The organism is Streptomyces sparsogenes, assembly GCF_001704635.1.
GTDB lineage: Bacteria > Actinomycetota > Actinomycetes > Streptomycetales > Streptomycetaceae > Streptomyces > Streptomyces sparsogenes.
The window spans coordinates 125632-145936 of sequence record NZ_MAXF01000130.1 but is presented as its reverse complement, the minus strand read 5'-3'; the positions used below and the strand labels follow the sequence as shown (position 1 = coordinate 145936).

15 protein-coding genes are annotated in these 20305 nt (G+C 71.7%); 10 read left to right on the top strand and 5 right to left on the bottom strand.

Features of this window, described 5'->3' with window-relative positions; all coding sequences use genetic code 11:
* From BBH68_RS27475 to BBH68_RS27455, 5 genes are all read left to right on the top strand, one after another.
* On the top strand, positions 1–1454 hold a 1454-nt coding region (locus BBH68_RS27475; RefSeq protein ID WP_281182495.1), incomplete at its 5' end, for an FtsK/SpoIIIE domain-containing protein.
* A 123-nt stretch (positions 1455–1577) separates the two neighbouring features.
* Positions 1578–1874, top strand: coding sequence for a hypothetical protein (locus BBH68_RS27470; RefSeq protein WP_065966384.1), 297 nt, complete (start codon positions 1578–1580; stop codon positions 1872–1874).
* A 12-nt stretch (positions 1875–1886) separates the two neighbouring features.
* A complete protein-coding gene (locus tag BBH68_RS27465; RefSeq protein ID WP_076972121.1) occupies positions 1887–3476 on the top strand; it encodes a hypothetical protein in 1590 nt (529 codons plus the stop codon).
* A 62-nt stretch (positions 3477–3538) separates the two neighbouring features.
* Positions 3539–3820 (top strand): hypothetical protein, encoded by a 282-nt coding sequence (locus BBH68_RS27460; protein WP_065966382.1) that lies wholly within the window; start codon positions 3539–3541, stop codon positions 3818–3820.
* Positions 3821–3865: 45 nt separating this feature from the next.
* Positions 3866–5635 (top strand): serine/threonine-protein kinase, encoded by a 1770-nt coding sequence (locus BBH68_RS27455; RefSeq protein WP_065966381.1) that lies wholly within the window; start codon positions 3866–3868, stop codon positions 5633–5635.
* A 64-nt stretch (positions 5636–5699) separates the two neighbouring features.
* Here the strand turns inward: BBH68_RS27455 and BBH68_RS27450 are convergent, their stop codons facing one another.
* Both BBH68_RS27450 and BBH68_RS27445 read right to left on the bottom strand, forming a co-directional pair.
* On the bottom strand, positions 5700–6545 hold the full coding sequence (locus tag BBH68_RS27450; RefSeq protein ID WP_079151226.1) for a helix-turn-helix domain-containing protein: 846 nt from the start codon (positions 6543–6545) through the stop codon (positions 5700–5702).
* Between the two features lie 345 nt (positions 6546–6890).
* Positions 6891–7865: an AraC-like ligand-binding domain-containing protein gene (locus BBH68_RS27445; protein WP_065966379.1), complete on the bottom strand. Its 975-nt coding sequence runs from the start codon at positions 7863–7865 to the stop codon at positions 6891–6893.
* Positions 7866–8018: 153 nt separating this feature from the next.
* Here BBH68_RS27445 and BBH68_RS27440 point away from each other — a divergent pair, with 153 nt between their 5' ends.
* Both BBH68_RS27440 and BBH68_RS27435 read left to right on the top strand, forming a co-directional pair.
* Entirely contained in the window at positions 8019–12785 is a 4767-nt protein-coding gene (locus BBH68_RS27440) for a putative T7SS-secreted protein (RefSeq protein WP_065966378.1), read from the top strand.
* A gap of 18 nt (positions 12786–12803) precedes the next feature.
* A complete protein-coding gene (locus tag BBH68_RS27435; protein WP_065966377.1) occupies positions 12804–13226 on the top strand; it encodes a DUF7919 family protein in 423 nt (140 codons plus the stop codon).
* Between the two features lie 30 nt (positions 13227–13256).
* On the opposite strand, the gene dacB is transcribed toward BBH68_RS27435, so the two are convergent.
* Complete coding sequence (dacB, locus tag BBH68_RS27430; protein ID WP_065966376.1) at positions 13257–14855, bottom strand: D-alanyl-D-alanine carboxypeptidase/D-alanyl-D-alanine endopeptidase; 1599 nt, start codon at positions 14853–14855, stop codon at positions 13257–13259.
* 60 nt (positions 14856–14915) lie between these two features.
* Positions 14916–15890 carry an extracellular catalytic domain type 1 short-chain-length polyhydroxyalkanoate depolymerase gene (locus BBH68_RS27425; protein ID WP_065966375.1) on the bottom strand — a complete coding sequence of 325 codons (975 nt, stop codon included), beginning with the start codon at positions 15888–15890 and terminating at the stop codon, positions 14916–14918.
* A 237-nt stretch (positions 15891–16127) separates the two neighbouring features.
* On the opposite strand from BBH68_RS27425, the gene BBH68_RS27420 reads away from it, so the two are divergent.
* Positions 16128–17609 (top strand): MFS transporter, encoded by a 1482-nt coding sequence (locus BBH68_RS27420; RefSeq protein ID WP_065966374.1) that lies wholly within the window; start codon positions 16128–16130, stop codon positions 17607–17609.
* Between the two features lie 66 nt (positions 17610–17675).
* Here the strand turns inward: BBH68_RS27420 and BBH68_RS27415 are convergent, their stop codons facing one another.
* A complete protein-coding gene (locus BBH68_RS27415) occupies positions 17676–18098 on the bottom strand; it encodes a secondary thiamine-phosphate synthase enzyme YjbQ (RefSeq protein ID WP_065966373.1) in 423 nt (140 codons plus the stop codon).
* Positions 18099–18321: 223 nt separating this feature from the next.
* Between BBH68_RS27415 and BBH68_RS39820 the strand changes: the two genes are divergently transcribed.
* Positions 18322–18987, top strand: a complete 666-nt coding sequence (locus tag BBH68_RS39820) for a hypothetical protein (RefSeq protein ID WP_076972123.1) — start codon at positions 18322–18324, stop codon at positions 18985–18987.
* A gap of 88 nt (positions 18988–19075) precedes the next feature.
* On the top strand, positions 19076–20221 hold the full coding sequence (locus BBH68_RS27405) for an acyltransferase family protein (protein ID WP_065966371.1): 1146 nt from the start codon (positions 19076–19078) through the stop codon (positions 20219–20221).
* Positions 20222–20305 lie beyond the last annotated feature (84 nt).

The following is a 20305-nucleotide window of genomic DNA, read 5'->3' as shown; positions in this document are numbered from 1 at the left end:
TCCACCGCGCGGACCTTCCCCCGGTCGCCGACCAGGGCCTGCACACCGAGGCCGCCGGGCTGCCCGCCTGGGCTCTCGCCGACGACCCCGACCGCCAGCGGCAGTACCCCGTCGGCTGGGACCCGGCCGCCGGAAACCTGCTGATCTACGGGGGCGGCGGCTCGGGCACCTCCACCGCGCTGGCCGCCCTCGCCCTGGCCACGGCCGGCTCCCGTCCACCCGACCGGCTCCACCTCTTCGCCCTCGACCTGGGCGCGGGCGACCTGGCCCCGCTGGCCGCCCTGCCGCACACCGGGGCGCACATCGGGTCGGCCGAGCGGGAGCGTCAAGTGCGGCTGATCAAGCTGCTGCGCCGGGAACTCGACGAGCGCAAGGCCCGCGGGCCCGCGGGAGCTCCCGACTGGCTGGTGCTGCTGGACAACCTCGGGGCCCTCCTGTCGGACCTCGACAAGGACGTGGCGGGCATGAACCTGATCGACGAGCTCGCCCGGGTCTACGCCGACGGCCCGGCCGTCGGCATCCGCTTCGCGGTCAGCGCCGACCGCTCGGGCGCCGTGCCGTCGGCCTGGTCCGCCCTGACCCAGACCAAGCTGCTGCTGCGGCTGGCGGACCCCGGCGAGTACGGATACTTCGACGTGCCGCGGGGCTCGGTCCCCGCCCCCGTGCCCGGCCGGGCGGTCGTGGCCGCCAACCGGCAGGTGGTCCAGATCGGCTGGCCGGGCGAGGACCTGGCGGCGGCCGTCGCCGAGACCGCCGCCCGCTGGGCCGGGGCCGCACGCTCCGCGCCGGAGGTCGGGCTGCTGCCCACCGAGGTCCCCGCCACCGCCCTCACCGCCCCGGCCCGGACCGCCGCGGACCCCTGGTGGCTCCCCGTCGGCCTGGACTCCGACACCCTCGGCTGCGCCGGGCTCCGGCTGTACGAGCGCGAGCACGCGCTGATCGCCGGGCCCCAGCGGTCCGGCCGCAGCACGGCGCTGTGCACCGTCGCCCGCCTCGTGGCGGCCTCCGCCGACGCCCCGCCCGCGCTCGTCGGCTTCGCCCCCCGCCGCTCCCCGCTGCGGGACCTGCCCGGGCTGACCGCGCTGGCCACCACGTACGACGACCTGGAGCAGGCCCTCCTGGCCCTCCCCCTCGACCGGCCCGCGCTGCTGCTGGCCGACGACGCCGACACGGTCGACGACGAGCGCGGCCTCCTCGAACAGTGGCTCTCCTCCCCCACCGCCGGCCACCACCTGATCGCCGCCGGCCGCGCCGACGCCCTGCGCCGCGCCTACGGCCACTGGACCCAACGCGCCCGCGACAGCCGCTGCGGCGTCCTCCTGTCCCCCGACCACGACCTGGACGGCGACCTCCTGGGCACCGAACTGCCCCGCTACGACCGCATGGAGCCGCTGCCGGGGCGGGGCTACCTCGTGGTGGACGGGATCGCGGCGGGGGTACAGGTGGCCAACTGACCCCCGGGCGTGTGCATATGCCGCATTGCACGGAAGGCACATGGACTGTGCGCCCGAGGTCAATGACACGGCGCACCCCCGAGCGGAGAATTCTCGCGTGAACCACATGGGGGGAACCGACTGATGCCACCGAAGTACGACTTCGCCGCCGCCGCTCGGCTCAGTCAGCAGCTTTCCCAGCTCGTCGAGAAACTGGACTGGTTCATCTGGCTGCGCAACGGCCAGCGTCACACCCTCTTCGGCAGTCCGCACAGCGACAACTGGCAGGGCGCGAAACGCGATCGCTTCGAAATCGAATTCCAGCGCCAGCAGAAGGCGCTCACCGCGCTCAAGGAAGCGGCCCTCAGATACCAGTCGCAGGTGAACAGCGCGACCACCGCGGCGCGCGCTGCCGAAAAGGCCGAGAAGACCAAGCATTAGGTGCAAGGCGACATGACCACCGTCTCCGCGATTCCCGAGTACCTCGCCAGGTACTCCGATGTGTGCACCCAGGGTGCCGAGCAGCTCCAGACCTGGGTGCGCACTGTGCTGACGCCGTCTCTCCTGGCGTATGAGAACGGCGGTGGGCCCTGCGTCGCCGAGGCCATTGACGCGAATGTGGCCAGGCAGGTGGCGGCCGCGTATTACACCGATCGGGACGTGAGGACCGTCGGCCAGGCGTTCCTGCGCGCAGGAGGTGTTCTCGTACGGGGGCGGAACCAGCCGATCCGTGCCGATGGAAAGGCCGTCGAAACCTTCGTTCAGATGCTTCGGAAAGAGGCCGCGCACCAGGCACAGATCAAGGCGGGAGCCGCGCTGGCCCATGAGCTGCCGACGGTCATGAACGCCGGCGAACGCCAACGTGTCGAACGCGAGCTCGCCAAGCACGCCGACGACCCGTACTTCTGCGCCGGCTTCTTCAATTCCCTGAACGTGCGGCAGATCGAGCAGTTCCTGGCCCAGCCGGGCAACATCCAGCCGTTGGTGAGCGCCTATGCCAGCGGCGTGCTGACCGAGGCGACGACCGGCCATGTCGTCGAGGCGCTCAGCAGGCTCGTGGGCAGAGACAACTCGGTGGAGCACAACCACATCACTCCCGAGCAGCAAATCGCCCTGCTCAATGCCCTCAGGAGCAACCCGACGGCTGCCCTGAACTTCGCCAATTCCCTCAGCGCTGCCCAGATCCGGCATCTGTTCTACGGCGAGGCCTCGCTCAATCCCCCGCTGCGGTCCACGCTTCTCGCCGTACTCACCACGGCGATGGGGAACGTCGACGGTCAACCGCGGGCGCACGCCCTGATGCACAAGGTCTCGCAGGCCTTGTTCGGCGAAGGTGCGCCGAAACTGACGCACAACGAAATGAAGCCGCTGATCGGCCCGCTGATGCAGTTCTACGCCGCCGGAGTGACGCAAAGCCAGACCCCTCCGCCAGGAGCGGACCCCATAGCCCTTCGGCGCTGGGCCGAAGGGCTGGGAAGGCAAACCGGCCAGGGCTTGGGGCTGTTCCTCAAGGCAGCGAACGAGACCGGTGACGAGCACGAGCTGCTGAAGAGCATGATCCAGGGCGGATACGTCAACGTGCTTTTCATGCCGACAGCCGTTCTCGCGCCGGAAGCACTCATCGGCAACATTGCCTACACGGCGGGGGTAGGGGCCGCGCAGAGCCTGTTCTCGTCGGAAATGGATCCGCTGACGGGCCTCCTCGACAAGCTGTTCCCGGGCGGGAGTCATGCGAACACGTCGTTGCTCAATGACCGCCTCGCCGTCGGAGGCCTTTCCCTCACCGTCAGTTCACTGATCTCCCGAGGTCTCGTCCACCCGGCGGGATCGAACACCCCCGTGTCGTTCGGCGCCGATCCCGTCAAGAATGCCGAGCTGGTCAAGAAGATCATGCTGCACCCGGACGAGTACTACGCGGGCAAGAAGGACGCCCAAGGTCATGAGCCGCCGTCCATCACGGATCTGACGCACGCCTACCGGGATCTCGAACTCGGGGAGATCTCGAAGGCCCTCGGCGATCCCGACTACGAGCAACCGGATTAGGCCCCCAGGCCGACCCCGGCATACCCATCACCATCCACAAGAAACACAGGAGAAACATCGCCATGGCAGGCACCGTAAAGGTCGACGACGCCGCACACGCCGCGAGCCGCAAGTTCCTCAGCATCATCGACGGCGGCTTCCAGCAGTCCATCAGCCAGCTCTCCGCCGCCGGGAACATCCTGAGCGACCAGAGCCACTGGGACGGCAAGCACGCCGCCGAGTTCCGCTCCGCCTGGAGCGGCGCCCAGGCGGACCTGAACAAGATCAAGCAGTCCCTGGACGAGTTCCAGAGGAAGTTCGACGCGGTTCTGAAGAACATCTCCCAGGCCGGCGGCAACGGCTGAGCCGGACCCGGGAGCGCCACAGCAGGAACTCCGTGAGGGGACCCCATGTCTGACAGGGATCCGGCCCACCCCTGGACCGGAGAGCTGAACACCTCCGATCTCGAACGTCTCGGCGCGGAGCCGCTGCGGCGGTCGGATCCGGTGGCGATCGGGCCGTACCGGGTGCTCGCGCGCCTGGGTGGCGGCGGGATGGGCCGGCTGTACCTCGGGCGGGAAGCGGGCGTGGACGCGGAGGGGGCGACCACGTACGGGGCCCGGGCGCTGGTGGCCGTCAAGGTCATCCGGCCGGAGCACGCCGAGGACCCGAGGTTCCGGCGCCGGTTCGAGCGCGAGGTGGAGGTCGTACGGAGAGTCCACGGGAAGTACACCGCCGGGCTGCTCGGTTCGGGCTTCGACGAGGAGGAGCGCCTGTGGATGGCGACCGCCTACGTCCCGGGGCCGAGCCTCGACGACGCGGTGCGCCGCTTTGGGCCGCTGCCCGCGCCGGTGGTGTGGCGGCTGGCGGGGGAGATCGGGGAGGCCCTCGCCACGCTCGCCGCCGCGGGGATCGTCCACCGCGACCTCAAGCCGTCCAATGTGCTGCTGGGCGCGGACGGGGCGCGGGTCATCGACTTCGGGGTGGCCCACACCACCGACGCGAGCGTGCTCACCATGACCGGCCAGCACGTGGGCACCCCGGCGTTCATGTCCCCGGAGCAGGCGGACGGCCGGGAGGCGGGCACCGCGTCGGACGTCTTCTCGCTGGGCTCGGTGCTGGCACACGCCGCGACCGGCAGAACACCGTTCGGCGAGGGGTCCACGGCCGATGTCATCCATCGCGTGGTCTACTCGCCGCCGAGCGAAGACGTGCTGGCCAGGGTGGCGGAGTCCGACCAGGCCCTCGCGGAGCTGATCGGCCGGTGCCTGGACAAGGACGCGGCGGGGCGGCCGAGTCCGCAGGAGGTCGTGGACGCGGCCCGGCGGCACACGCCGGCGCCGGAGTGGCCCGCGGCCCTCGCGGAGCTGATCCGTGCCCGCTCCGAGTGGAGCGGGCACGCCGCCGCGGTGTCGCCCATGGACCAGCTGACGATCCTGCGCCGCGGCGCGCCGGAGCGCACGCTGAAGCCGGCGGAGCGCAAGAGCCGCCGTGGTCTGGTGCTGGCGGCGGCCGCGGCGGTCGTGGCGGTGACCGTCGGCGTGGTGGCCTTCGCCGTCCCGGGCATGGGCTCCTCCGACGACGGCGGGAAGAACGTGGCCGCGACCGCGTCCAAGTCCGCGCAGCACCCACACGCGTCGAAGTCCCCCGTGGCGAAGCACTCGCCGAAGCCGTCGCCGGAAACGACGCCGGCCTCCGCCGACCCCGCGACCCCCCCGGCCGCTGGCGGCGGGGACGGCGACGGGGGTGGCGACGGTAACAGCGGGGGCGGGGCCGGAGGCGGCGGCAACGGCGGCGGGGGCGGAGGCAACGGCGGCGGAGGCGGAGGCTCCGCGGAGACCCAGCCCCCCGCCAGCCCGAACCCCCCGGCCGGCAGCGCCACGGCCGCCCCGGACCCTCCCCAGCAGACGCAGCCTCCGCCGAGGACCTCACCGCCGAAGCCGTGGAAGTCCTGCCACTACTACTCCGGCATCGCGCTCACCCAGTACGGCGACAAGGGCAACCGCGTCCGCCAGGTGCAGTGCATCCTCAAGGCCCGCAAGTACGACATCGGCCCCGGCGGCGTGGACGGGCAGTTCGGCCCCGACACGCGGGCGGCGGTCAAGCGGTTCCAGCGCTATCACCACCTCCACGTGGACGGCATCGTGGGAGAGGACACCTGGCCGGCGCTCCGCGCCTGACCGCAAACGCCATAGCCGGGCCGGCGGTCCCCCGCCGGCCCGGCCTCGGCACCACCGGCGACCGCTACCGGGCCCCCGCGGGCACTCCCTCGCGCCTCCGGTATTCGCCGGGCGTGATCCCGTACTCCTTCTTGAAGGCGCGGTTGAACACGGCCGCGTCATGGAAGCCCCAGCGCGCCCGGATCACGGCCATGCTCTGCCCGGCGAGGCACGGGTCGGTCAGATCGGCCCGACAGCGCTCCAGCCGCCGCTGCCGGACGAACCCACCGACCGTCTGCCCGTCCTGCCGGAACAGATGGTGCAGATAGCGGACCGAGATGTGGTGCGCCGCGGCGATCGCCTTCGGCGACAGGTCGGGGTCGCCGAGATGGCGTTCGACGTACGACCTGATCTCGCCCAGGAGCGCCATCCGGCGCGGCTGCGGTGCCGCGTCGTCCCGCGGGTCGGTGACGCTGCTGAGGAAGGCCACCGCCAGGTCGACCGCGGCGCGCCCCAGCCAGGCCGCCTGCCGGGTCTCCACCGTCGAGGCCGGCCCTGCCAGCCCCTCCAGGAACCGTGCGAGAAGGGCCGCCGGGCCCGCCTCCGAGGGCACCGGCCGCGCCACCAGGCCGCGCAGCGCCTGGTGCGGCACCGACAGTGCGGTCCCCGGCAGGTGCAGGACCAGCGCCCGGGGCGGCCGGGCCCGGTCGGCCGCCACCGGGTCGAACGGCTCGCCGGGGTCCCACAGCACCAAGTGGCCGGGGTCGAGGCGGGTGGCGCCTGGACCTGGGCCCAGCGTCAGCGGCCCGTCGGAGACCAGGACCAGCCGCCACGTCTGCGGATCGCCGCTCCGGGCGGATCTCCGGGCCCCCGGCGTCGCGGGCGCGGCTGGAGCGGGCGCAGCGAATGGAGTGCGCGAAGCGGATGGCATGGGTGCAGCGGATGGAATGGGCGGAGCGGGACAGCGCAGGACGGTCAGCCGTACGGACCCCAACTCCAGCTCGGTGCGCGGCGACGCCCCACCGCGGTCGCCCGTCGCGAAGGTCGTCGCGAAGGCCGCTGAGAAGGCCGTCGACTCTCGTGAGCGCAGAAGCGATGGCAATGTAATGGTGTTACCTCTCCCCGTATTTCTCCCCCGCGGGGGAAGCGGGCCCGGGGCTCCGGCCGCATCGGCCCCGTCACCCGACCGACGAGTCTGCCGGGGTGGGCGCGGACATGTCCTTAGCACTCAGCGCCAGCCGCTTGGCGCTGGACGCCAATCGCGCCGCTCCCCCGGCTACCGCCGGGAGGTGCCCTGGGCGAGGTGCCGGAAGTCCTTGGGCGGCATCCCGTAGGCCGCGCGGAAGGCGCGGGTGAAGTCGGCCGGCCTGGGGAAGCCCCACCGGGCGGCGATCGCGTGGACGGGCCGGGTGCACAGCCCCGGGTCGGCCAGGTCGCGGCGGGCCCGTTCCAGCCGCTGCCGGCGGATGTAGGCGGAGACCGTGGTGTCCTGGCGGTGGAAGAGGCGGTGCAGGGAGCGGACGGAGATGTGGTGGGCCGCCGCGATCCGCTCGGGTGTCAGTTCCGGGTCGGTCAGATGCTGGTGGATGTAGCGGTGGACGCGCAGGGCGAGGGCGTGCTGGAAGGTCTCGGGCGGCTCCTGATCAGCGAGCAGGTGGGCGAGCAGGGCGCCGGCCAACTCCAGTGCGACGACGCCCAGTCGCGCGGAGTCCGAGGATCCGTAGGACGTGGTGTCGGTGGCCAGGCCGGTGAGGAAGTCGATGAACAGGGCGCCCATACCGGATCGCCCCGGCACCCTCAGGGCGGACCGCCCGTCGGCGAGGCCGGCGGGCCGCCGCAGCAGCGCCCGCGGGATCAGCATCTCCGCGGCCGAGACCGTGCCGCCTTCCGCGCCCAGGAGGCCCCGGTACGGGTACGAGCTGCCGATCATCACCAGTTCGCCCTGTCCGACCAGGGTCTCCCGGTCGTCCTGGACGACCCCCATGTGCCCGCGCAGGGGCACCGAGAGGTAGTAGATCTCGGGGTCGGACCTGCGGATCAGCGCCGGGGTCCGGGCGGAGTCCAGGGGCGGGCAGGAGAACGTCGTGACCTGGAGGACACCGAGGTCAAGCAGCCGCAGGGTGCCATGGAAGTCGGCCGTGTGGTCCGTACGGATCTCATGGGGTGAATGGCTCTCGAACGCCAGGTCGCGCCACCGCTCGAAGCGGTCCTCCACGGGCAGGTCCTCACCGCGGAACACTGTCTCGATCACTGCTGGTCTCCCCCTTGTTCTGTTGCTCCCGACCGTCCTGACGGCTGACGGCCCGGCCTCACTCCTAGTGAGTCTGGACGCCGAACGGGCGCCCTGAACAGAGCCGGTACTCTCATCCGGAATGCCGTGGTCCTGGTACGGGGGTGTAGGCACATGGGGCTCGGAGATTTCGTTCCGGATGGTGTCGAGGACTGGGTCGAGGACCGGGTCGAGGATGTCGGTGGGGCCATCGACGACGCGGGGGACTGGACGGCGGACCGGCTGGATGACGTCGGCTGGGAGAGCGGTGCCGACTGGGTCCGGGACACGTCGGACTCGGCGGCGAACGCACTGGGGGCGGCTGTCGATGAGATGCAGTTGGGGGAGAGCGAGGATCCCAAGAAGCTGATCCACGGCAGCCCGTCCAAACTCCGCTCGACGGCGAATCACCTGACCGACTTCAAGACGGCGTTCAACAATGTGGGAAAAGGGCTCCAGGGGCTGGGGTCGGGGTCGTTGAAGGGGAAGGCGGCGGATGCCTTCCGGGAGAAGGTGTCGGTCGAGCCGAAGAAGTGGTTCTCGGCGGCGGACGCGTGTGAGAAGGCGTCGGGGGCGCTGGAGCGGTTCGCGGGGACGGTGGAGTGGGCGCAGGGTCAGGCGGAGGAGGCGATCCGGCGTTTCAAGAAGGGGAAGAAGGCGTCGGATGATGCGCGTACCGCCCACAACGACAAGGTGAGTGCGTATAACGAGGCGGTGGACGCGTACAACGCGCTGCCCGCTGACGAGCGTGACCCGGCCAGTCTGCCGGAGAAGCCGGGTGCTTTTGCGGATCCGGGTGCGGGTGATGTGAAGGCCGCGCGGGAGATGCTGGCGGAGGCGCGGCGGCAGCGGGATGAGGCGCATGGGGTGGCGAAGACGGCGGTGGAGGCGGCGCGGGATATGGCGCCGAAGAAGCCGTCGTACGCGCAGCAGGTGGGGGACGGGCTGGACGGGCTGGCCCTGGACACCAGCCACTTCCTGGGCGGTGTGGTGAAGGGGACTGCGGGGTTGGTGAATTTCGTCCGGCAGGTGAACCCGCTGGACCTGTACAACATCACCCACCCGGCCGAGTACGTGACCCATCTCAACAGCACCGCCGCCGGTCTGGTGCGGATGGCCAATGACCCGGGTACGGCGGTCAAGGGGATGTGGGACGCGTTCCAGCAGGATCCGTCCGAGGGGCTGGGGCGGCTGCTGCCGGAGCTGATCGGCACGAAGGGTCTGGGTGGGGCGAAGACGGCGGTGACGGCTGCCGAGCGGCTGCCCGCCACCTTGGCCAAGGCGGAGGGCCCCGCCATGCGGACGCTGGCCAAGGACGGGGCCGCGCCGCATGCGACGCCGGATGTGGCGAAGACGGCCGGGGGTACGGATCCGGTGGATTTGGCGTCGGGGCGGATGTATCTGCCGCAGCGGGATGTGGTGTTGCCGGGGGCGTTGCCGCTGGTGTTCGTGCGGCGGGCGGAGTCGGGGTATCGGGTGGGGCGGTGGTTCGGGCCGACGTGGTCGAGTTCGGCTGATCAGCGGTTGGAGATCGGTGCGCGGGGTGTGGTGTTCGTCGCGGAGGACGGGTTGCTGCTGTCGTATCCGCATCCGGCGCCGGGGGTGCCGACGCTGCCCGAGCTGGGGCCGAGGTGGCCGCTGGAGCGGACGGTGGCGGGCGACTACACCCTCGCCGATCCGGACACCGGCCGCACCTGGTACTTCACCGGCCCGGAAGGGGGCGGGGACGGCGAGGCGCCGCTGGTGGAGATCAGCGATCGCAACGGCCACCGCCTGACCTTCGAGTACGACGTCCAGGGCGCCCCGGCCGCGATTGTCCACAGCGGCGGCTACCACCTCAAGCTCACCACCGAGGGCGGCCGCATCACCGCCCTGCACCTGGCAGGCGCGGCCCTCGACGGCACCGACCAGGAGCTGATCCGGTACTCCTACACCGATGGCAATCTCACCGAGGTCACCAACTCCTCCGGCCAGCCGCTGCGGTTCGAGTACGACACCGAGCGGCGGATCATCGCGTGGACCGACACCAACGACCGCCGCTACGACTACGTCTACGACCAGAACGACCGAGTCATCGCCGAGGGAGGCACCGAAGGACACATCTCGGTGCGTATCGACTACGGTCCCACCGATGAACGCACGGGCCACCGGGTCACCACCGTCACCACGCCCGAGGGCCACGCCACCCGCTATCTGGTCAACGACCGCTGTCAGGTCATCGCCGTGACCGACCCGCTCGGCAACACGGTCCGCACCCGACGGGACCACTACGGCCGCGCCCTGTCCCGCACCGACGCCCTGGGCCGGACCACCAGCTTCGGCTACGACCCGGCCGGCCGGCTGACCTCCGTGGTCACCCCCGACGGACACCGGCGGACCGCCACCTACGACGCCCTGGGCCTGCCGGTGCGGGTCACCCACCCGGACGGGGCCACCTGGCGTTACGCGTACGACGAGCGAGGCAACCGCACCACCGCCACCGACCCGCTGGGCAACACCACCCGCTACACCTACGACGACCACGGCCACCTCGCCTCGGTCACCAACCCACTCGGCGACACCACCCGCGTGCGCTGCGACCCGGCCGGGCTCCCCGTCGAGATCACCGATCCCCTGGGCGCGAGCACCGCCTACCACCGCGACGCCTTCGGCCGCCCCACCGCCATCACCGACCCGCTCGGCACCACCACCCACATGGAATGGTCCATCGACGGCAAACTGCGTCGGCGCACCGCCCCGGACGGCACCGAGCAGACCTGGACCTACGACGGGGAGGGCAACCTCACCGCTCACACGGATCCAGGCGGCGGCGTGACCCGTTACGAATACACCCACTTCGACCTGCTGGCCGCCCAGACCGACCCGGACGGTACCCGCTACGAGTTCACGCACGACACCCGGCTGCGCCTCACCCAAGTCAGCAATCCCCAGGGCCTGACCTGGACCTACGAGTACGACCCGACCGGCCGACTGCTCAGCGAGACGGACTTCGACGGCCGCACCCTCACCTACGCGTACGACCCGACCGGCCGGCTCGTCTCCCGCACCAACCCCCTCGGCCAGGCGATCTCCCTCGAACGCGACGAGTGCGGCCGGGTGGTCCGCAAGGACGCCGCAGGCCGGGTCACCACCTTCTCCTACGACCCGGCGGGCCGGCTGATGGAGGCCGTCGGCCCCGAGGTATCGGCGGTTTTCCGGCGCGACCGGATGGGCCGGGTGACGACCGAGATGGTCGACGGCCGGGTACTGACCCACGCCTACGACGCGCTCGGCCGCCGCATCCGCCGTACCACTCCCTCCGGTGCCACCTCCACCTACGCCTATGACGCGGCGGGCCGCCGCACCACGCTGACCGCCTGCGGCCACACACTCGACTTCGCCTACGACGCGGTGGGCCGGGAGACCGCCCGCCACTTCGGTGACACCTCCCTCGCCCAGCTCTGGGACCCCGCCGGAAGGCTGTCCGAACAAATCCTGACCACCGGTCCCGAGGGCCACACCGCCCAGCACCGCGCCTACACCTACCGCCCCGACGGCCACCTCACCGGCATCGACGACCAACTCCGGGGCCACCGCGCCTTCGACCTCGACGAGGCAGGCCGGGTCACCGCCGTCCGCGCCGAGAACTGGACCGAGAGCTACGCCTACGACGAGGCGGGCAACCAGACCCACGCCACCTGGCCGGACCGCCACCCCGGCACCGACACCACCGGCCCCCGCGCCTACACCGGCACCCGCATCACCCGCGCCGGACGCGTCCGCTACGAACACGACGCCGCCGGACGCCTCACCCTCCGCCAGAAAACCCGGCTGTCCAAGCGACCCGACTCCTGGCACTACACCTGGGACGCGGAAAGCCACCTCGCCACCGTCACCACCCCCGACGGCACACTGTGGCGCTACCTCTACGACCCCCTCGGCCGCCGCACCGCCAAACAACGCCTCGCCGACGACGGAGAAACAGTCGTCGAACAGGTGGACTTCACGTGGGACGGCAACACCCTCGTAGAACAAACCACCACCGCCCCCGATCTCCCCGACCCCGTGACGCTGACCTGGCATCACGATGGTGTGCGGCCGGTGGCACAGACGGAGCGCATCACCGAGGCCACCACCCAGCGCGAGATAGACCGCCGCTTCTTCGCCATCGTCACCGACCTCGTCGGCACCCCGAGCGAACTCGTCGACGAGACCGGCAACATAGCCTGGCGCACCCGTAGCACCCTGTGGGGCACCACCACGTGGGCCGCCACCAGCACCACGTACACACCCCTGCGCTTCCCGGGCCAGTACTTCGACCCCGAAAGCGGCCTCCACTACAACCGCCACCGCTATTACGACCCCACCACCGCCCGCTACGCCACCCCGGATCCCCTGGGGCTCACCCCCGCCCCCAACCCGGCGGCCTACGTGCCCAACCCCCACCTCTTCATCGACCCTCTGGGGCTCTCCCCCTGCACCGTCCCCGGGGAGGGTGCGACCCGTAGCCCGAATTCGGGCGGTTGGGACGAACTGAGTACCGCAGACGACGTGGGCGAGATCCCACAGGATTTCAACGTGTTCGGCCGTCCGGACAACGAACAGGTCTTCGCCGGTCATGGCGGCATCCGGGCGGGCGACACCGGCATGGTCACGGTGCCCGAAGGCACGAGCGTCGCCGCATACAGCAAGCACGGCATGGACCTTCCCGAGGAGGTGGCCCGCATGGTCGAAGAAGGCAACCCCACCCCGACGCGGATCTACCAGCCGGGAGAGCAGATGCCTGACTATTCGCTGTTCCCGCCGGGCCGTTGGGGAGCGAACCCCACGAGCACAGTCGTGGACCAGGAGACCCGTCTCTCGCAACTGCTTCAGCCCAATATGGGCCGGGTACACTGGGCCGCTTGCCGCTCGATCATCTGAGAACCAGGAGCCACTGCGGTGACCCACTACGCGGACCTGTCCCCCTACGCCTATCCAGCAGGATCGGTCCCCGAAGGGATCGAGGCGGTGAACGTCGGCTGGCTGGAGCCGGGCGAGGAATTCCCCCGAGGCGCGGTTCCGGAGGCATTCGTCCATTCCCTCGCGCTGCTGTGCCGGGACGACCCTCAGATGATGATGCGCGGGTGGCACCGCTGTGGGCTTCCGCACCCCGGCGGGGCGGATGAATACCCGGTGGTCATCCAGGTCGGCCAGGACCGCGTTTCCCTCGGCAGCGCCGAGGTGCGGGTGGTGGGCCGTGACGGCAGGTGGCTGGTGGCGCCCAATCTCGTCCACCACTACGTCACCGCGCACTCCTACCTCCCGCCGGAGGAGTTCATCGAGGCGGTCACGGCGCGGAGGACGGCCGCGCCGCGGGTGTGACCCGGCGGCGCGGCCGTGCGCCGGTACGGCTCAGCAGCGCCGGGGCTTGGTCCACGAGCACTCGAGGTCGGCGGCCCCGCCCCGCTCGGGCCTGGCGCCCGGCACGGCCTTCGGCCGGACGGCGGTGACCCGGTCCGCCCCGGACTTGGCGAGCGTCACGACGATCGCGTCCTCCAGGCTCTTCACGGACGGCGCGAGGTAGTTGTTGGTGACGACACTGTAGACCAGCTCCCTGCCGTCCGCGTCGGTGACGTACCCGGAGAGCCCGGAGGCCCCGGTCAGCGAGCCGGTCTTGCCGCGCGCGTTGCCGGCCGCCGGGGTGCCGCACATCCGCGAGCGCAGGGTGCCGCCCACCATCCGGTCGGGGGCGCAGGCCACCGGCAGCGAGGCGTACCAGTCGGCGTACCAGGGTTCGTCGCGCACCGTCAGGAGCAGCTCGGCGAGGCGGCCGGCCGCGATGTTGTCCATCCGGGACAGCCCGGAGCCGTCGACCTGGCGCACCGAGCCGGTGTCCACGCCCTGCTTCTTCAGCCAGTCGGAGATGGCCGCCAGGCCCGCGTCCCAGGTGCCGCGGCCGGCCGTCTCGTAGCCGATGGCCTTGGTGAGCACTTCGGCGTGGATGTTGTTGGACAGCTTCATGAACGGGAGCAGCAGTTGCTTGAGGGGCATCGACCGGTGTGAGGCGAGCGGCCGCGCGTCGGGCGGGGTGGCCTTGCCGAGGCGGGTGGCCTTGTCGAGGTGGACGCCGTGCCGGGCCAGCGCGTCGGTGAAGACGGAGGCGGCGTAGCCGGTGGGCTCCCAGACGCTGACCCACTCCTTGGCGGGGCTGCTCCCGGCGGGGAGGGCGCCGCTGACCGTGAGGGTGTTGGAGCCGTGCTGCCGCTCGACGGTGAGGGTGGAGCCGCTGCCGGTGGCGCCGGTGGTGGCGCGGTTGTCGATCCGGAGGTAGTCGGTGCTGGGGGTGAGGGTGACCTCGGGCCGGTCGCCGGCTGCCGCGCCGGGGGTGGTCCGGACGATGACGCTGCCCGCGTCGTAGTCGGTGTCGGGGGCCAGGGTCAGCGGGGAGATCTGCGCCGCGTAGTAGGCGGACTCGTCGTCGGCGGCCCAGGAGCGGCCGACGCGCTGGGTGTCGAACCGGGTGTCGTCGGCGATCAGCCGGCCGGTGACCCGCTCGATGCCCGACTCGGCGAGGCTCGCGGCGAGCCGGTCGTAGTCCTCGGCGAGGAGGGTGGGGTCGCCGGTGCCGCGCAGATACAGGTCGCCGCGGAGCACCCGCCCGTGGCGGCTGCCGGCGGTGAGGACCTCGGTGCGGAAGGTGTAGTCGGGGCCGAGCAGTCCCATGGCCGCGGCCGAGGTGAGGAGTTTGGTGTTGGAGGCGGGCATCAGCCGGTCGTCGGGGCGGTGCTGGTAGAGGACGGCGCCGGTGTCGGCGTCGGCGACGACCACCCCCGCCGCGCCGCCCTTCAGCAGGGGGTCGGCGAGGATGGTGTCGAGGGCGTCGTCGAGCCCGGCCCGGGAGGTGTCGGCGCCGGCCGGCGAGCTCCAGGTCAGGGTGCAGACGAGGCCGATGACGAGGGGCCAGATCCAGGCGCGTGCCGCTCGGTTCACGCGATCAGCGGGTCTACTCATGGCATCGGAGGATGTCGTACGGCGGCCCGCCGCGACAGGGTCCGGCCCCGGGGAGTTCGATCAGCCCAGCCCCCACGCGTGGCCCACTTGGTAGGCGGCGCAGAGGTTGACGTCGAGGACGTACGCGGCGGCGGTGCCGCACTGGGCTGGGCCGGTGCCGGGGTCGACCGGCTGGCCGTGGCCCATCCCGGTGATGCTGTACGTCTCGACCACGGGCGCGCCGGAGGGGTTGGTGTAGATCTTGTGCGGGTAACCGCCGACCGTGTCCTCGGTGTCGGCGGTCCGGTCGGCGCCCTGGACATCGGTCCACTGTGCCACCAGGTCGGTCATGTTGACCGGTTTCACGGTGTAGTCGGCGGTGCCCTGGAAGGCGATGAGCCGGGGCCAGGGCCCGGCGTATCCGGTCGGCGCCGCCGCGCGCACCCGGTTGCCCCACTGCGCGGCGGTCTGGGTGGCGCCCACGTACATGCAGGTGTACGGCGATCCGGCGGCCTGTGCGCAGCCGTACGGCAGTCCGGCGACGACCCCGCCCGCGGTGAACCGGTCGGGATAGGCGGCCATCAGCACCGTGGCCATCCCGCCGCCGGCGGACAGCCCGGTGGCGTAGACGCGCGAGCGGTCGGCGCCGGTGTCGGCGAGCTGCCGGTCGACCATCTGCTTGATCGACTCGGCTTCTCCCTGGCCTCGCGCGATGTCGCCGCTCTGGAACCAGTTGAAGCAGGAGCTGATGTTGTTGGCGGTGGTCTGGCCGGGCAGCACGAGGGAGAAGCCCCAGCGGTCGGCGAGTTGGGTCCAGCCGCTCTGTGTGCCGTAGGCCGGGGCGTTCTGCTGGCAGCCGTGCATGGCGACGACCACGGGCCGTCCGGCGGGCAGCCCCTCGGGTATGTAGCGGTACATCTTCAGCGCGCCCGGGTTGGTTCCGAAGCCGGTGACCTCCTGGACGGAGGCCGCCTGGGCGGCGGGGGCGGGGAGGAGGACGGCGGCGAGGGCCGTCAGCAGGGCGAGTAGTGCCGTTGCGGCTCTTGTCTTGGCCATGCCAAGCACGGTAGGAGCGCCCCCGGCGGCCCGATATGGCGCGGGACCCCACACCGCCGGGCACGCCGCCGGGTCCCGGACCCAGGGTTCTCCCGCCGGGACTTCGTCCAGCCCCACGCCCGCCGCGCCGCCACCGCCCGACTGGCCAGGCGGCCCTCCCGCATGATAATTCAATCAACTGACTTAAATAGCTGAGGCAGGCCGGTATCCGTCTGCCCCGACGCGGAGGCCGCGCCCATGCCCACTCCCCCCGCCCCGTCCCCCGACACCGGAGCGTCCGCCCCGCCGCGCACGAACACCGTCGTGGCCGTCCTGGCCTTCGCCGGGATCGTCGTCTCGCTGATGCAGACCCTGGTCATCCCCGTGGTGCCCGAGCTGCCGAAGCTCCTGCACGCCTCGCCGTCCGACGCCACCTGGGCCGTCACCGCCACGCTGCTGGCCGGCGCCGTCGCCACACCCGTGGTGGGCCGCCTGGGGGACATGTACGGCAAGCGGCGCATGCTGCTGGTCAGCCTGGGGCTGCTGGTGGCGGGGTCCACCGTCGCGGGCCTGAGTGACTCACTGGCCCCGATGGTGGTCGGCCGCGCCCTGCAGGGCCTGGCGGCCGGAGTGATCCCGCTGGGCATCAGCATCATGCGCGACGAGCTGCCGGCCGAGCGGCTCGCCGCGGCGACCGCGCTGATGAGCGCCTCCCTGGGCGTCGGCGGCGCCCTGGGCCTGCCCGCGGCCGCCCTCCTCGCCGAGCACGCCGACTGGCATGCGCTCTTCTGGACCTCGGCCGGCCTCGGTGTCCTGGCCACCGCGCTCGTGGCCAGGCTCGTTCCGGAGTCCGCCGTGCGCACCGGCGGACGCTTCGACCTGGTGGGCGCCGCGGGGCTGTCGGTCGCGCTGGTGTGCCTGCTGCTGGCGATCTCCAAGGGCGCCGACTGGGGCTGGACGGGCGGCCGCACCACCGGTCTGTTCGCCGCGGCGGTCGCCGTCCTGCTGCTGTGGGGCCGCTGGGAACTGCGCGGCGCACAGCCGCTGGTGGACCTCCGCACCACCGCCCGGCGCCAGGTGCTGCTCACCAACCTCGCCTCGGCCGTCTTCGGCTTCTCGCTGTTCGCCATGTCGCTGCTGCTCCCCCAGCTGGTGCAGCTGCCGAAGGCCACCGGCTACGGACTGGGGCACGGCATGCTCGCCGTCGGTCTGATCATGGCGCCGAACGGCCTGGTCATGATGGCGATGGCACCGCTGTCGGCGCGGATCTCCCAGGCGAAGGGCCCCAAGGTCACGCTGATGCTCGGCGCCGTCGTCGTCGCCGGCGGTTACCTGCTCAACACCGTGCTGATGTCCGCCGTCTGGCACCTGGTGCTGGCCGGCTGTGTCATCGGCGCCGGCATCGGTCTCGCCTACGGCGCCATGCCCGCCCTGATCATGTCGGCGGTGCCGGTCTCCGAAACGGCCGCCGCGAACAGCCTCAACACCCTGATGCGGTCGATCGGCACCTCCGTGTCCAGTGCCGTGGCCGGCGTCGTCCTGGCCCAGATGACCACCTCCTTCGGCCCCCTCGCGATCCCCTCTCAGGCCGGCTTCCGCGTGGTCATGGGCATCGGCGCCGCCGCGGCCCTCGGCGCCTTCGTCCTGGCCTCCTTCATCCCCCGCGCCCGCCTCGTGCCCGGGCCTGCCGGGGAGGCCGCGGGCGCCACGGAGTCCACCGCGGCGCCCACCAGGGGCTGACCCCCGGGCGGGCGGGGCCCGTCGGACGGGGCGTGGCCGGGCAGAGCATGGCGCCGGGTGTCTCGCTCAGCCCAGGAAGCTCAGCCGAACCTGACGGTTGGGATTGTCCTTATTGGTGTCGACGAGGCACACGGACTGCCAGGTGCCGAGCGCCATCCTGCCGCCGATGACCGGCAGCGTCGCATGCGGAGGGACGAGGGCGGGGAGCACATGGTCCCGGCCGTGGCCGGGGCTGCCGTGGCGGTGGCGCCAGCGGTCGTCGGCGGGCAGCAGGTCGTGCAGGGCGGCGAGCAGATCGGTGTCGCTGCCCGCGCCCGTCTCCAGGATCGCGATACCGGCGGTCGCGTGCGGGACGAAGACGTTGAGCAGCCCGTCCCGGCCGTGGCTCACCTCCCGGAGGTAGGCCTCGCAGTCGGCCGTCAGGTCGGCCACCGTCTCGGTGGAACCGGTGGTGATCCGGAGGATGTGGGTACGGAAGGTCTCGGTCATGCCTCCATCCTCGTACGTCCGCCCGGGAAACCGCCCCAGCGGGTGGCCGGCCGCCCGCACCGCCGCGTCCCACGGCGCCGCGCGGCGACGGCGAAAAAGTTCCGGGACGAAAAAATGAGAATCGCCTAGGCGCATAAAAAACTTCGCGAATGAACTCGCCGAATTCACCTGGGCAAAGAAAGTCCATAGCTTTATCCGGGAAGAATTCTGTTAACGTGCCGTCATGAAGTCGCAGCCCCTGGCGGACGGGCACGCCGCTCCTTCCCGGCGTGCCCGTCGCCGCGTCCGTACCGCCTCTGACACCGCCTCCGACGGGCCCGTATTCGTCGACTCCTCCGGCCGCAGGGCCCGTCTGCTGCGGCGGGCCGGGGTGCTGGCGGGAATCGCCTTCCTCGGATACACCATGGTGCTCGCGCTCGCCTTCATGGGCGGAACTCCTTTCGCTCCCGAAACGCTGATCCCGGGAAAGACGGGGGCTTCCGGGGAAAAGGAGCAATCCAACAAGGGCGGTGCCGGCAAAGGGAATTCGGCGTCCTCCTCGCCGACCGGCGGGGGATCGGCGTCCGAGAGCGGTGGCTTCGCCACCGGGCCCGCGGTCCGGCCGTCGTTCGCGCGGAAGCACGCGGCCACGACCGGCGGGCGGACGTCCGCCCCCGCCTCGGCGACCACGGCGGTGTCTTCCCGCGCCTCCACGCCGTCCAGAACACCGTCGGCGTCGTCCTGGGCGTCTTCGTCCGGGGTGTCCTCGGCGTCCTCGAAGCCGACCCCGTCCGCGTCCGCCCCGGCCGACGACACCGCCACGGCCTCCCCCGAGGGCCAGGACGACGGCGGGTGGCGGTCCGGCGCCGCGGACACGGGTTCTTCCGACGAGTCGTGGGACGCCGGCTGATGGGCCGGACGGCCGCCCGCACCCCCGCACTGATTTCTCCGGCGCCACCGGCGCCCTACGACGCAACGCCCCGCTGGAGGTGGGCGGTATGAGTGACGACACCCTCGCCAAGGACACCGATGTGACGGTCACCCCGCAGCGCGCGGGACGCCATCGGTCCGGGCCGTCCGCCGCTCCGGCGGGCGGTGGCGGCCGGGACCGCTATCTGGACATGCTGCGCTGCGTGGCGTTGGTGCGGGTGGTCGCGTACCACACCTTCGTCTGGCCCTGGCTGAGCCTCGTTTTCCCCTCCATGGGGGTGATGTTCGCGCTGGCCGGGTCGCTGATGGCCCGCTCCCTGAAGCGTCCCGCGCTGTCGGTGCTGCGCGGGCGGCTGCGGCGGCTGCTGCCGCCGCTGTGGCTGTTCGGGGCGATCATCGCGCTCGCCATGATGCTCAAGGGCTGGGCTCCGGAGGAACACCAGGTGGGACGGTGGTGGGCCCGGATGCTGCTGTGGGTGGTCCCCGTGGCGGATCCCCCGCACAGCGCCTGGGGTTTCGAGGCCACCGAGATCCTCTGGTACCTGCGCACCTATCTGTGGCTCGTGCTGCTGTCGCCCCTGCTGCTGTGGGCCTTCCGGCGCGCCCCCGCGGCGGTGCTGTGCCTGTCGGCGGTGCCGATCGTGGTGTTCACCACGGTGTGGACCGTGCCGGAGGGGCAGGCGGGCATCGTCCTCCTCGACCTGGCCACCTACCTCGCCTGCTGGATGGCCGGCTTCGCCCACCGGGACGGACTGCTGGACCGCTTGCGCCCGGCCCTGGTGGTGTCCTGCGCCGCCCTGGCGATGGCGGTGGGCGGCTGGTGGGCCTTCGGCCACCGGGTCGACGGCTCGTACGACCTCAATGAGATCCCGCTGGGGCAGGCCTTCTGGTCGGTCGGGTTCGTCCTGTTGCTGCTGCGCTTCCGGCCCCGGCTGGACGGGCCGGCGCGGATCCGGGCGCTGGACCGGCTGGTGGTGGTCTTCAACAGCCGCGCGATCACGATCTATCTGTGGCACCAGACAGCGCTGATCCTCAGCGTGCCGCTGATCGACCACCTGTGGCATGTGCGGGCGTTCGAGCTGTCGCTGCCGCTGGGAAACATGTGGTTCCAGTTCGGGGTGGCCTGGGTGCTGATCGCGGTGGCCGTGGCGCTGTTCGGATGGGTGGAGGACCTGGCCGCGAAACGCGAACCACGGCTCCTGCCGTCGCGTTGACCGGGCGCGGCGGCGGCAGGGCGGTCCGTGCGGCAGGGCAGTCAGGGCGGCAGGGCGGTCAGGGCGGCAGGGCGGTCGGGGGGC

What these genes read in the sequence shown, in the direction of transcription:
- BBH68_RS27405 (WP_065966371.1), top strand. Translation starts at nt 19,076, where the DNA reads ATGAGTGACGACACCCTCGCCAAGGACACCGATGTGACGGTCACCCCG.
- BBH68_RS27470 (WP_065966384.1), top strand. Translation starts at nt 1,578, where the DNA reads ATGCCACCGAAGTACGACTTCGCCGCCGCCGCTCGGCTCAGTCAGCAG.
- BBH68_RS27465 (WP_076972121.1), top strand. Translation starts at nt 1,887, where the DNA reads ATGACCACCGTCTCCGCGATTCCCGAGTACCTCGCCAGGTACTCCGAT.
- BBH68_RS27440 (WP_065966378.1), top strand. Translation starts at nt 8,019, where the DNA reads ATGGGGCTCGGAGATTTCGTTCCGGATGGTGTCGAGGACTGGGTCGAG.
- BBH68_RS27455 (WP_065966381.1), top strand. Translation starts at nt 3,866, where the DNA reads ATGTCTGACAGGGATCCGGCCCACCCCTGGACCGGAGAGCTGAACACC.
- BBH68_RS27425 (WP_065966375.1), bottom strand. Translation starts at nt 15,890, where the DNA reads ATGGCCAAGACAAGAGCCGCAACGGCACTACTCGCCCTGCTGACGGCC.
- dacB (WP_065966376.1), bottom strand. Translation starts at nt 14,855, where the DNA reads ATGAGTAGACCCGCTGATCGCGTGAACCGAGCGGCACGCGCCTGGATC.
- BBH68_RS27450 (WP_079151226.1), bottom strand. Translation starts at nt 6,545, where the DNA reads ATGCCATCCGCTTCGCGCACTCCATTCGCTGCGCCCGCTCCAGCCGCG.
- BBH68_RS27415 (WP_065966373.1), bottom strand. Translation starts at nt 18,098, where the DNA reads ATGACCGAGACCTTCCGTACCCACATCCTCCGGATCACCACCGGTTCC.
- BBH68_RS27420 (WP_065966374.1), top strand. Translation starts at nt 16,128, where the DNA reads ATGCCCACTCCCCCCGCCCCGTCCCCCGACACCGGAGCGTCCGCCCCG.
- BBH68_RS39820 (WP_076972123.1), top strand. Translation starts at nt 18,322, where the DNA reads ATGAAGTCGCAGCCCCTGGCGGACGGGCACGCCGCTCCTTCCCGGCGT.
- BBH68_RS27460 (WP_065966382.1), top strand. Translation starts at nt 3,539, where the DNA reads ATGGCAGGCACCGTAAAGGTCGACGACGCCGCACACGCCGCGAGCCGC.